This is a genomic window from Gardnerella rara, from assembly GCF_055452355.1.
On record NZ_JBVBJP010000001.1, the window covers coordinates 54,365 to 67,286 of the forward strand.

At 41.9% G+C, this 12,922-nt stretch carries 11 protein-coding genes; 6 read left to right on the forward strand and 5 right to left on the reverse strand.

The window, feature by feature from the left end; translation table 11 throughout:
* Positions 1-398: 398 nt before the first annotated feature.
* The 3 genes from ACZ0NX_RS00245 to ACZ0NX_RS00255 form a co-directional block, all read right to left on the reverse strand.
* Positions 399-1,331, reverse strand: coding sequence for a LysR family transcriptional regulator (locus ACZ0NX_RS00245; protein WP_060786419.1), 933 nt, complete (start codon positions 1,329-1,331; stop codon positions 399-401).
* A 145-nt stretch (positions 1,332-1,476) separates the two neighbouring features.
* Entirely contained in the window at positions 1,477-2,145 is a 669-nt protein-coding gene (locus tag ACZ0NX_RS00250) for an HAD family hydrolase (protein ID WP_464404861.1), read from the reverse strand.
* A 24-nt stretch (positions 2,146-2,169) separates the two neighbouring features.
* The gene (locus ACZ0NX_RS00255; RefSeq protein WP_464404862.1) at positions 2,170-3,162 is read right to left on the reverse strand and encodes an ADP-dependent NAD(P)H-hydrate dehydratase; all 993 of its coding nucleotides are present in this window, start codon (positions 3,160-3,162) and stop codon (positions 2,170-2,172) included.
* A 291-nt stretch (positions 3,163-3,453) separates the two neighbouring features.
* Here ACZ0NX_RS00255 and ACZ0NX_RS00260 point away from each other — a divergent pair, with 291 nt between their 5' ends.
* The 6 genes from ACZ0NX_RS00260 to ACZ0NX_RS00285 all read left to right on the forward strand — a co-directional run bounded on the left by ACZ0NX_RS00260 (position 3,454) and on the right by ACZ0NX_RS00285 (position 10,954).
* Positions 3,454-4,638: a metal ABC transporter solute-binding protein, Zn/Mn family gene (locus ACZ0NX_RS00260; RefSeq protein WP_415695560.1), complete on the forward strand. Its 1,185-nt coding sequence runs from the start codon at positions 3,454-3,456 to the stop codon at positions 4,636-4,638.
* 94 nt (positions 4,639-4,732) lie between these two features.
* On the forward strand, positions 4,733-5,512 hold the full coding sequence (locus ACZ0NX_RS00265; protein ID WP_415688763.1) for a metal ABC transporter ATP-binding protein: 780 nt from the start codon (positions 4,733-4,735) through the stop codon (positions 5,510-5,512).
* Positions 5,502-6,425, forward strand: a complete 924-nt coding sequence (locus tag ACZ0NX_RS00270; protein ID WP_464404865.1) for a metal ABC transporter permease — start codon at positions 5,502-5,504, stop codon at positions 6,423-6,425. Before ACZ0NX_RS00265 ends, ACZ0NX_RS00270 begins: the two co-directional genes overlap by 11 nt.
* Positions 6,426-7,325: a metal ABC transporter permease gene (locus ACZ0NX_RS00275; protein ID WP_464404867.1), complete on the forward strand. Its 900-nt coding sequence runs from the start codon at positions 6,426-6,428 to the stop codon at positions 7,323-7,325. It abuts the gene before it with no gap.
* 142 nt (positions 7,326-7,467) lie between these two features.
* Positions 7,468-9,498 (forward strand): threonine--tRNA ligase, encoded by a 2,031-nt coding sequence (thrS, locus tag ACZ0NX_RS00280; RefSeq protein ID WP_060786426.1) that lies wholly within the window; start codon positions 7,468-7,470, stop codon positions 9,496-9,498.
* Between the two features lie 250 nt (positions 9,499-9,748).
* Positions 9,749-10,954: an ATP-binding protein gene (locus ACZ0NX_RS00285; protein WP_464404869.1), complete on the forward strand. Its 1,206-nt coding sequence runs from the start codon at positions 9,749-9,751 to the stop codon at positions 10,952-10,954.
* Between the two features lie 125 nt (positions 10,955-11,079).
* Here ACZ0NX_RS00285 and ACZ0NX_RS00290 read toward each other — a convergent pair whose 3' ends face one another.
* Both ACZ0NX_RS00290 and ACZ0NX_RS00295 read right to left on the reverse strand, forming a co-directional pair.
* Positions 11,080-11,994: a dihydrodipicolinate synthase family protein gene (locus ACZ0NX_RS00290; RefSeq protein ID WP_464404871.1), complete on the reverse strand. Its 915-nt coding sequence runs from the start codon at positions 11,992-11,994 to the stop codon at positions 11,080-11,082.
* Between the two features lie 115 nt (positions 11,995-12,109).
* Positions 12,110-12,883, reverse strand: coding sequence for an amidohydrolase family protein (locus tag ACZ0NX_RS00295; protein WP_016829550.1), 774 nt, complete (start codon positions 12,881-12,883; stop codon positions 12,110-12,112).
* Positions 12,884-12,922 lie beyond the last annotated feature (39 nt).

Sequence of the window (12,922 nt, forward strand, 5' to 3'; positions counted from 1 at the left end):
TTACGTTCATTATATCGTTATTTTTTAGAATATCCAATGTAACAGGGGATTCAATAAATACTATTCTTCAAAAACGTTTATCTAGAGAAGATATGAAACTAACTTGCGTTTGCATAATAGAAAACGGGAAAATTAACTATTACAAAAGAGCTGGTCATTCCCCCAAACCAACTCATTACGAGATTAAAGGGTAAGGGGAGCCCCAGCTCTCAATTCGATTCTATCATATGGGTTTTTACATTTTCCGCGTGGTGGATGGTAAATCCCTCAAGAGTTCGAATCCCACAGGGGGCACACTCGCTCACTTTTCACGCATGCGTGTTGATTCTCTAAATCGCGCAGCTTCATTACGCAGTTTTGTCGCGCAGCTCTCTCGCGTAGTTTTGTCACGCAGCTATCTACTTGGCTCTATTTATTACTTGATACCCGTGTTTAATTAGCACAGATTCGAGTTGAGAAAGATACGCGAGCGCTGCAGGAGAAAGATTTGTGCGCTCGTTCTTAATCCAGCCAACAAGCATGGTCTCTTCGCAATCCAGCGGAATAGTCACGATTTTCTCGTTATTCAAGTCGCCATTGTCGATTCCAGTGCAAATCGTAAAACCATTAAGACCAATAATAAAGTTTAAAATGGTTGCGCGGTCGGTAACGTTAATCTTTTTAGGCGGATGTTGAGGCCAAACCGCTTCCTCTGTAAAGAAGAAGCTCCCGTCTTCTCCCTGCTCGTACTGAATAAACGGATATGGTCGCAAATCCTCCAAGGTAAGCTTCTTGCGATTTGCAAGCGGATTATTTCTAGAAATAAAAACGTGCAATTTAGCGCGGAAAAGCGGGTGGAACTCAAGGTGCTTTTCTCTAAGCATTTTTCCAATAACATCTTTGTTGTAATCAGAAAGATAAAGCAAACCAAGGTCTGCTCGCATTGAAGTCACTTGATTAATAATGTTTTTAGTACGAGTCTCCCTTAAAGAAAACTCGTATTCATTAGAATCAATGCTGCGAATCATGTCTACAAAAGCCTCAACAGCAAACATGTAGTGCTGGGTGGCAACGCTGCAAAGCTGTTTTCTAGGTTTAGTGCTGTTGTAGCGCTCTTCAAGCAAATCTGCCTGATCCAAAACTTGGCGCGCGTATGTTAAAAACTCGGCTCCGTCAACCGTTAAGGCAATTCCTTGAGAAGACCTTGTAAAAATCTCGATTCCAAGTTCTCGCTCTAGCTCTTTAACAGAGGAGCTTAACGCTGGCTGCGAAACAAAGAGTTCATGCGAAGCTTCGTTCATAGAGCCACACTCTACGATTTTCACAATGTACTTTAACTGCAGCAGCGTCATTATTAAGAGCCTTCCGATTTTTGAGATTTATACTTGACTATTTTCAACTATTACAACTATAACAACTATAAACTAACGCCTATAATCTAACGATTAACGCCTCATATAGTCTAACGCCTATAATCTTGCGACTTCGGCTTAGTGCTTATAATCTAACGCCTAGCGATGCTAAATCTTCGCGAGCCTGTTGTGCGCTAGTAAAAACAAACCCATGCATTCCAACGTTATGTGCGCCATCAATATTTACTGGCTTATCGTCGAAGAAAACGGTTGTTTGCGGTTTTAACCCAAATCTGCTCATAGCAAGCTCAAAAATCTCGGGCTGTGGCTTATGCAATTTTTCAACGCCAGAAATAACCGTACCTTGTAAAAGCGTGTTCAATTCTGGGAATTTACGCAATGCTAGTGGGAAAGTCTCTTTAGACCAGTTTGTTAATCCCCAAACTCCGTACCCAGCTTTGCGCAAATCGTGCAACAAGTCAACTATTCCAGGCATCATGCGTGTAAGAACTTGATCGTAGTGGGCGCAATACCATTGAAAAGCGTTGCTAAGCTCTTTGCCAAATCGCCTCTCATATTCTGGCAAAAGGTCTTTTAGCAGCTCTCCGCCGTCCATGCGGTCTTCAAACTCATAGAATCCGGCCAAATCGTCTTTTCCAAAAGTGCCATTAGGGCAAATCGTGTCTACTAAATCTGGGAATTGTTTTTGCAAGCAATTCCTGCAATTCCACTCGAGCAAAACTTTGCAATAATCGAACATTACATCGTGAATTTCAACAGATTCTGTATTTGTGCTGATATTTGTGCTTGTCATTTTTCTTCTTTCGTTTTTCTTCTTTTAATCAAGATTAATTAAAGATCCAATAGTATATGGCAGAGCATCAATAATATTGCTTGCAACTATTGGATGCTCAACATCTTCGCAATTTTCGCAATTTTCGCAATTTTCGCAATTTTCGCGATTTTTACAATTACTACAATCTTCGTAAACACTTTTTGATGCCAACTTTGCAGCTAAGCCGTGTATTGTAGCCGCGCTAGCTGCGATTAATGCGTAGTTTGCATTTTGATTTAGTTCGCAATTATTCTGCGCAAGAAGTGCGCCTAAAAGTCCAGAAAGAACATCTCCAGACCCAGCGGTTGCAAGCCAAGAGGGTCCATATTTGCAAGTAAATATTGGCAAGTTTAAATCCTCTGGAGACGCAACAACAGTGGTGGACCCTTTAAGAAGAACAGTTGCTCCAGTAAGATCTGCCGCTTTTTGAGCGAATTCTACAGGATTTTTTGCTATAGTCTGCGCGCTAAAATCAAGGTTATAACGTTTTAATAGCTTGCTTAATTCTAAGGCGTGAGGTGTTAGTACCACTTTTGTGCAAACTTTTTTAGGCAGCAAGTCAAGCGCTCCAGCGTCTACGCATACGGGCGGTAGGTTTGTGTTTTCTTGATTTTCTGCACTTTGTGCGCTATATGGTTTAAGCAAGTCTAAAATATAGTCTCTTTGCGATTTTGTTGAATTATCATTGCAATGATCATAATCTGGGATTCCAGATCCAACAGTTATAGCATTGACTTTTCCTTGCAAGCAATCCGAAACAACAGCTTCTGGGACGGCTTGTAAAACAAGATTTTGCGCTCGCAAAGGCCCAACGTAGCGAACCATGCCAATATTGCTGTATGCTGCCGATTTTGTGCTTAAAACGGCTGCTCCTGGGTATTCGTTTGATCCTGTTACTAATCCAAGAACGCCTCTAGAGTACTTATTGCTTGATTCGTTTGGCTTTTTTAAGCATTGGCTAGCATCTTTTGCGTCTATGTTTAGAAGTGGAGTCATGCTTACGATTCTAGTAAATATGCGCGATTGCCGTTCTTGCAAATCGCCAGAAAAATCGCGATTATATCAAACAAAAAAATCGCGACACGCTGTTTTATAAAAAATCCCGATAATTTTTGTGATTTTATTGACCAAGCTTTTTATTTTTTCTATGCTTAAAACGTTATTGCTAACGATAATCTTTCCTAATTACAAGATTACAAGAAACTAGCGCGGGTAAAACGCTTAATAAATATGAAGATTATGAGAATTGCAATAATAATGAATTCATAGATTCCGGAAAGGAAAATAGTGAAAACTGCACGAATTTTTGCCACCGCAGCCACCGCCGCTTTGTTAACTGTTGGCTTGTGCGCATGTGGGTCTACATCTAAAACAGCGGATCAAAAGACTAGCGGAAATCAAGTAAACGTAGTTGCAACCACCACGCAAATCTGCGATTACGTAACTCAAATCGCATCCACGGCCGATGCAAAATCTGGATTAAGCCTTAATAAAACCGATTCTCAAGGCAAAAAGTCTGTAATCGGCGCGCCTTTAGACAAAGCAAAGTCAACAATTAACCTCACCTGCTTGCTTGCTCCAAACGCATCTGCTCACGAGCACGAGATGACTCCAGCGCAATCCAAGGCGCTTTCTAAGGCAGATTTAATGCTTGTTTCTGGAGTAGATCTTGAGCACTTCTTAGATCAGGCCGTAAAAGCAACTGGATTTAAGGGCACAATGGGCGTAACTTCGGGCATTCTTACTGCCGACGAAATCAAGGATTCAAAGTCGCAAGCTGCTAAAGAAAAGAATCTTCCTTACAAGATTGACCGCGGTATTGAAAAGGTTCACGCAGAAAAGTGGCCATTCCCACCAGAAGAAGGCGAGAAGGAGCCAGAATTCCAGTACGATCCACATATTTGGACCAGCACCAAGAACACAATGATTCAAGTCAAGAATATTGGTAACTTCCTTGGAAAGGCTCTTCCAGAAAGCAAGTCAATCTTCGACGAGCATGTTGAAAAGTTCGTTAAGTCGCTCACTGATTTGGATTCTTGGGCTACCGAGGCTTTGAACAGTGTGCCAAAGGAGCATCGAGTACTCTTTACTTCCCACGATGCATTTGGATACTTCTCTCGCGACTACGGTGTTAAGTTTATTGGCGCCGCGCTTTCCGACTTTAACAGCCAGCAGGATGCAACTGCCGACCATATTAAGGAAGCTGCGGAAGCTGTTAAAAAGTCTGGTGCTGTGGCAATCTTTGCCGAAAACTCCAATAATTCCAAGTCTATTAAGGCTGTGGCTGCTGCTGCAGGCGTAAAGGCGATTATTGGCGACGATGCGCTTTATGGCGATTCTCTTGGGCCTGTTGGCTCTGCTGGAGAAACCTATATTGGTTCCATTGTTCACAATGTTCAGACTCTTGTTAAGGCTTGGGATGGCAAGGTTCCAGACCTTCCAGAATCCGTAAAAACTGCGTTAAAAAAGTAGTTAATAGGTAGCTACACGCGTAGCGGAAAATCATAAATCACTACAAAAGTAGTTACAAGAAGGTTAATTTACAGTGAATAAGAGCGTTCTCGCAATGAAGGATTGCGACCTAGCATACGGATATAAAACTGTTGTTACTGGTCTTAACGGAAGTTTAGAAGCTGGGCAGGCCTTAGCTTTGATAGGGCCTAATGGTTCTGGAAAAACAACGTTTTTGCAGGCGATAATTGGTATTGTGCGCGTAAGTGGCGGCGAATTAACAATGCCAAAAACAGTTTCTATAGGCTATGTTCCTCAACAGGTTGATTTGGATTTAACTTTTCCAATTACCGCTAGGCAAGTGGTTGCAATGGGCTTAAGTAGGCAAACTGGATTCCTTGGTTTGCTTAAAAAAAGCCAGAAAGAAGCTGTTGAGAGCGCTCTTAATCATGTTGGTTTGCTTAATCGTGCAAATGTTAGGTTTGGTGACCTTTCTGGCGGGCAGCGCCAGCGCATTTTGCTTGCACGTGCTATTGTTGCTCGCCCTACGTTGATTCTTTTAGACGAGCCTTTTAATGGATTGGATGAGCCGAATCGTAAAGAGCTACTCAATATTATGAAGTCCGCTAAAAAAGAGGGGATTTCGTTTGTTGTGTCTACTCACGACTTGGTAATCGCGGACGCGATTTGCGAAAAAGCCTTGCTTTTGGCTGGTCGTCAAGTGGCTTTTGGGCCTCTTAGAAAAGTCATGACTAAAGAAAACATATCTTTGGCTTATGGCGGAAGTATGCCAGCTGCAAGCGCGGGTCTTACTTTGAATCAATTAGCAAACAAAGATGATTCGTTGAATGATTCGTTAAACGCATCTTTAGGAGACGAATCCAATGCTAGCTGAATTGGTTGAGTCTTTGCGTAAAATCCTCGAGCCTATACCAGGATTTGACTTTATTGCCTCTGCGCCCTACATTTTTAGGCCTTTCTGTTTGCTTGTTGTTCTTGCGATTGCTAGCGGAATAGTTGGTGTGTTTGTTAATTTAAGATGCGCCGAGTTTAATGCGGAAGCCTTGGTTCACGGGATTTTTCCTGGAATCGTAGTAGGAGCGTTATATGGAGGCATTGAGCAAATTATTCCAGGAGCTTCGATTTGCGCAATCTTTCTAGTCGCAGCTCTTGTGTGGGCATCTAGGTCTCAAAAAATCAACGAGTCAATAATTGCAACAGTTTTAACAACATTTTTTGCGCTTGGAATCGTAATATCTCTTAAAAAGGGAGATATGTCTGGCCAGCTAGAAGCACTTATGTTTGGTCGTTTACTAGATGTTACAGACGATAGAATGACTCAAGCAATGCTTATTTGTTTATTTGCAATCGCAGCGCTTGTTCTAACTTGGAAGAAGCAGATTGTTGTTGCGTTTGACCGCGCTAGCGCACCATTAATGGGTGTTAATACTTTATTTGTAGATATTGTTCTAAACGTTGGTATTGCAGCTGTTGTTGTGTCTGCATCTTCGGCTGTAGGCGTGCTTCTTGTTATTGGTTATCTTGTGATTCCTGGAGCCAGCGCAAGATTGGTTGCGCGTACTGTTGGGCGCATGGTGGCTGTTGGTATTGCTGTTGGTATTGCTGGCGTTTTATTGGGCATGTACGCTATGAACTTGGAGCTTGATCACCCAGTTTCTCCGCAAGCTGCAGTGGCACTAAGTATTTGCGCAATGTTTGTGGTTGTGCTTATATTGCGATGGGCTTTCCGTTTTGTTTCCTCAATAATTGCGTCGCATAAATCGATCTCAAAAAAGCAGGTAGCTTAAATGGTAAGTATTTGGCAGATTATTGCGCTTCCAATTATAGAGGCAATCGCTGTTGGAGCATTATGTGGTTTTGTTGGATCCTTGGCTTTGCTTAATCAGCGTATTTTCTTCACCGAGTCTATAACTCATGCTGCTTTTCCTGGGGCTGTTATTGGCGTTGTAGTTACGTCTGTTTATACGATTGATCAAAACATTTTGTCTATTGGTCTTTTTGTTGGAGCCGCTTTAGCTTGTGTTGTTTTGTCTTTTGTGATGCATGTGCTTTCTAAGCTAAAGGGCATATCTTCTCAGGCGTCTGCTGGAATAACTCTTACTGTTGGTTTTGCGAGCGGATACTTTTTGAACAAGTGGTTTGCGCCTCTTCCATTGCGAATCGAAGGATTTTTAACAGGATCTTTGCTTAATTGCACTCCTGTAGACGTGGTTTCTGCGATTATTGCATTTGCTTTTGCATTAGGATTGTGGAGCTTTAATTGTGCAAATCTTATTCATTGCTCATTTGATCCAACAAACTACAAGGCATCGGGTGGAAAAACTGGATTGATGCAAGGAATTGTTCTTGCGCTAATAATCATTACAGTTTCAGTAATTATTCCAGCCGTTGGAACTGTTGTTTCGGTATCTTTGATTGCAGCGCCCGCCGCAGCATTAAAGGGTAAGATGCGCTCTATTAACAGGTTTGTTTTTGCATGCGTATTGTCTTCTGTTTTTATATCGCTTTTAGGTCTTGCTTTAGCTGTGATTTTAAGGCTTTCTGCTGGTGGAACTATCGCGATTTGCGCTGGTTGCTTCTTCTTGGTTGTAAAGCTTGGTGAAAGCATCTTTTTGAAAATCCATGAGATTTATTCTGGTTTTTGCAAAAAATCGTTGTTAAAAAGTCGCTCTGTTGTTCTAGAGTAACAGAGAATTGCGCGTAAAAATGCGTGCGATTGACGTCGTTTTTTGCGCGTTTGTTTTATATTTAATCGCGTAAGTTTATCGACGCCACACAAGTCCAGGTCTGCACATTAGTAACGCAAGACCCCGATAGAAAAGGACAATTATGGCTGAAAATACCATCTCCATCACTGTAGACGAGGAACGCAAGGAGGTGGATGCAAGCTTCACTGGCGTTGAACTTTTCGCGGAAGATAAGAATATTATTGCCGTGCGTTTAAATGGCGAGTTGCGTGATTTGTACACGCCTCTTCATAACGGCGATACCGTGGAATCAGTAGCACTTGATAGTGAAGATGGCATCGCAATCATGCGTCATTCCGCTACACACGTGATGGCTCAAGCTGTTCAAGAAATTCGACCAGACGCAAAGTTGGGCGTAGGTCCTGTAATTAAAGACGGCTTCTATTACGATTTCGATGTTGATACTCCATTTACGCCAGACGATTTAAAGCAAATCGAAAAGCATATGCAGCGCATTATTAAAGAGTCTCAAAGCTTTAGCCGCCGCGTTGTAACAGAAGATGAGGCGCGCGAAGAAGAAGCAAATCAACCTTATAAGTTGGAGTTGATTGGAGATAAAGAAGCGGCTCTTGATCCAGCTGCAGCTGGCGAAATCAGCAAGCACGAGCTTAGCATGTACGACAATTTGGATCGCGAAGGCAATAAGGTCTGGAGCGATTTGTGCCGTGGCCCGCATTTGCCAAACACTCGCTATATTAAGGCTTTTAAGCTTGAGCGTGTGGCTGCAGCTTACTGGCGTGGTTCGGAGCATAATCCTATGCTTCAGCGCATTTATGGCACTGCATGGCCTAGCAAGGAAGAGCTTAAGGCTTACACAACTCGCATGGAAGAGGCCGCTAAGCGCGATCACCGCAAGCTTGGTCAAGAGATGGATTTGTTCTCATTCCCAGACGAGATTGGCCCAGGCTTGGCAGTGTTCCATCCAAAGGGTGCTGCGATTATTAACGCAATGGAAGATTATTCCCGTGAGCAGCACAGAAAGCATCATTACAGCTTTGTGCAAACTCCGCACATTACCAAGGGCGGATTGTACGAGACTTCTGGCCACTTGCAGTGGTACAAGGATGGCATGTATCCTCCAATGAAGCTTGACGAAGAGCGCGACGAAAACGGTAACGTAACTCGCCAAGGTGCTGACTACTACTTAAAGCCAATGAATTGCCCAATGCATAATTTGATCTTTAAGTCTCGCCAGCGTTCGTACCGCGAGCTTCCTTTGCGCTTGTTTGAGTTTGGTACTGTGTATCGCTACGAAAAGTCTGGCGTTGTGCATGGCTTAACTCGCGTTCGCGGATTGACTCAAGATGATTCGCACATTTATTGCACTCGCGAGCAGATGCGCGATGAATTGAAGAGCTTGCTTAACTTTGTGCTTGGCCTTCTTAAAGATTTTGGTTTGAACGACTTCTACTTGGAGCTTTCCACTAAGGATGAGCACAAGTTTGTTGGTTCCGACGAGATTTGGGAAGAAGCAACAAACACTTTGGCTGAGGTTGCTAAAGATTCTGGTTTGGAACTCGTGGACGATCCAGGTGGAGCTGCATTCTACGGCCCTAAGATTTCTGTGCAGGCGCGAGACGCAATTGGCCGCACTTGGCAGGTTTCTACCATTCAGCTCGACTTCAACTTGCCTGAGCGCTTTAAGTTGGAGTACATTGCGGCCGACGGTAGCCACCAGCGCCCAGTTATGATTCACCGCGCACTCTTTGGCTCTATCGAGCGCTTCTTTGCGATTTTGCTTGAGCATTATGCAGGCGCGTTCCCAGCATGGTTGGCTCCAGTTCAAGTGACTGGCGTTCCTGTTGCAGACGAGTTTGCTCCACACTTGCAAAAGTTTATTAGCGATTTGGAAGAGAATATGGTTCGTTGCGAAATGGACAGCTCCGACGATCGCTTTGGCAAGAAGATTCGTAACGCCTCTAAGTCTAAAGTGCCATTCACTTTGATTGCTGGCGAAGAGGATGTTAAGAACAATGCTGTGAGCTTCCGCTTCCGCGATGGCAGCCAATTGAACGGCGTTCCTGTACAGCAAGCTAAAGAGTGGATTTTGTCCATTATTAAGCAGCGTGTTCAGGTGAATACTGCCGAAGATTTCGAGCGCTACACTAAGTAGCATTCGCGATGTAACTTACGTAGTGTAAATCAACGCAAATCAACGCAAAACAAAACCCGCACTTCTTAATGTTGTGCGGGTTTATTCTTTACATTAAATTTTGGAGAATAGATACCGTTAGATTAATGTTGACTATATTAGATTTATATAGATATAGTTAGATATAATTAGATATACTTAGATACGTTTAGATATACTTAGATTAGATAGAAAAGTTTAGATAATTCTTTTAAAAGGGGTGATTATAGAAATGAATATTAAAGATTTGTCTTTGCATATTAAAAATCCGTTCACTCCAGGTGCAGGATGCAAACCTCCAGAGCTTGCGGGTAGAGAAGATGATATAAGGATTTTTAAAACTCTAGTTGCAAGAACTGTTTTGCAACGTGTTGATAGAGGAATAATATTTAGAGGTTTAAGAGGCGTTGGCAAAACTGCTTTGCTTGTAACTCTCGATGAGTACGCTTCAAACAATGGCATGTTAACTGCTCGTATAGAATCAAGTGGAATTATTGAAGATGATTATGGAAGACTTTTTAGAGCAATTAGTCTTGCTGTTTCTGAATTCGATATGCATAACACGAATCTTAAGTCTCGTATTTCTGAAGTAATTTCATCTGTTAGCAGTGTGTCAGTTAGCGCCTTAGGCGTTTCTGCAAAATTTGAAAGTAAGAAAGTAGAAGAGCAGGAAAATGATTCTTTAAGACTTGAGCTTCTTATTACAAATTTATCAAGAAAACTCAAAGAGCTTAAATCTGGATTCTTCTTGTTTATAGATGAGTTGCAAGAAATGGACTCAGATTTACTTGGAGTTCTTATTTCCATACAGCATAAGTTAGGCCAATTATCTCTTCCTTTTTACCTTATTGGTGCTGGTTTACCTAACCTTCCTGGTGTTTTAAGTAAGTCGAGATCTTATGCAGAAAGATTGTTTGAATACCGTGGAATAGATAAGTTAAATGAGGAATCTACTATTAAAGCTTTTCAGATTCCTGCAGAAAGTGAAGGAGTAACATTTGATTCCAAAGCTTTAAAACGTCTGGTAGAACTTTCTGGCGGCTACCCTTATTTTATACAGTCTTATGGTGAGGCTGCATGGAATGAGTCTGATTCAAATCCTATAACTTTGAATTCTGTTATAGCTGGCCAAGTTAAAGCAAGGCAGAAGCTTGACGATGGTCTTTATGCCGCTAGATGGCAGCGAGCGACTGAATGCGCAAGGAATTATTTGATTGCTATGTCAAATCTTGCTGGAGATGAGCCAGTTCTTACAAGTTCTTTAGCTGAATCAATTGGTAAACCTAGTAAAGAATTATCAGTAATTAGAGAATCTCTTATAAAATTAGGGTTGATTTATTCTTCTAAACGAGGAATGGTTGCGTTTACAGTTCCAGGAATGGGTGATTTTATAGCTCGCACACAGCCTTCTAGTACTCAACCTTATGACTTTAGGTAAGTAGATTAGATAGAAAAGTTTAGATATTATTCAAAAGTAGTTAAACGGATACAAAAAAGAACGGCTTATATACTTTAAGTTTAAGCCGTTCTTTTTTTATTCTTGATTTATTATGAGTGACTTAGTTACTTAAGCAGAGCGCGAATAGCTTCGATTTGCTCGCTATTAACTTGACTTGCAGGCTCGCGAACAAGCGTGCTAATTGGCAATCCCTTAAGATTTACGGCAGCTTTAATCGCAGAAATAAACAGGTCGGTGGTGTTGTAAACTGCCATCAAATGGCTGATTCTTTTAGCGCATTCAATAAGATGCGCAAAGTCGCCAGCCTCATACGCCTTATGCAAAGCTGCAAAAGTTTCTGGCTCCACATTTGTAAGTCCACAAATAACGCCATTTCCGCCTGCAATCCTGTTAGGAGTGTAGTACTCGTCAAATCCAGAGAAAACAATAAAATCTGGGTTTGATTGTCTAGTGGCTTCAATCATTGCTCGAGTGTGGCTTATAGTATCTACCGTGTCTTTAATACCAACAATATTCGGGTATTTTTTAGCAAGACTTGCAACTAAACTTGGCGTTAAATCGCTGCCAGTTCTAGCAGGGAAGTTGTAAAGAATAACAGGCAAGTTGGTTGCGTTTGCAATAGGGCCAAAATAGCGTTCTGCGGTTGGGGCAGTTGGTCCAAAGTAGTAAGGGGATACAGCTACAACAGCGTCTGCGCCGCAACTTTCCGCAAACTTAGTAAAGTCAAGCACCTCGTTAAGGTTAGTGCTTCCAACACCTATAAGAACAGGAACTCTGTGATTAACATGCTCAATAGCAAATTTAGCAGCTTCCTTTTTTACGCTAAGCGGATATGCATAAAATTCGCCAATGCTGCCAAAAATCAGTATGCCATTAATCCCTGCATCAATAAGATGGTCAAGGTGCTTTGCCCATGAGTCGTAGTCAATGCTTCCATCATCTTTGCTTACTGTTATAGAAGGGCAGAACACGCCTTTAAAAGCATGCAAATCAAGCTTTGCACTGTTAGAAGTAGTCATAAAAATCATCCTTAGTTGTTGTTATTGAATTATGGGGCATAAGACTTTAACTGGCAAAATCTTACACCCCATAAGCAATGATTATTCAAATAGATTATTCAAATAACATAATTAATTACAGTTTAATACCATATGCCTTCTTTGCATTGTTCATAAAGAAATCTTCGTCGTCGCCAAAAAGCTCAACCATTAAGTCAAGATGCTGCTTAAGTGAAGAATTCAACTTAACAACTGGCCAATTAGAGCTAAAGAGTAGGCGATCAGGGCTAAATGTGTCTTTAACAAACTTAACAATATCTGGATTTACTGGATTATCTCCAGAAATCTTAATATAGCTGTGTGGAAGCTTTGCAAACGCACGCAAAGCAGCGCAGGAATCCTCGTCTAATCCTGGAACATTGCCCAAATGGTTTAGAACAACAGTCACTTCTGGAACCTGCTCAAAGGCTTTAGCCATATCGCCAAGCTCTTCGCCACGATTGCAAAGCTCAAAAGGCATACCCTTCTTGGCCATTGCCTTAAGACCGCCAATAAACGAAGGCTCTAAGCAGCGGCCGCGTGGCTCGCTTGGAATGTGAAGTGGCTCACGAATGCCAGTTGCATGAATTGGAACGCGCATAAACGGATCGAGTGTAACTCGAAGCATTTTAGCAAGAATCTTAGGATTAGGATTTTCTCCAATAAGCCTATCTTCTAACTCGTGGTCTGCAGCATCAACCTCAACGTATACGCCGCCGAGGAAGTCAACACCCAAGTCTGCATACTCTTTTTCGAGCTGCTCTAACGTAAAGGTGTGGTTTAGCTTGTCTAAGCCATCTAGCCAAGGCAAGACTTGCTTTGTTGGATCCCAAATATGGAAGTGGGAATCTAAAATACGAAGTTGAGACATAATAAACTTTCCTTTCTAAAGACTTTCTAAAGACTTTAT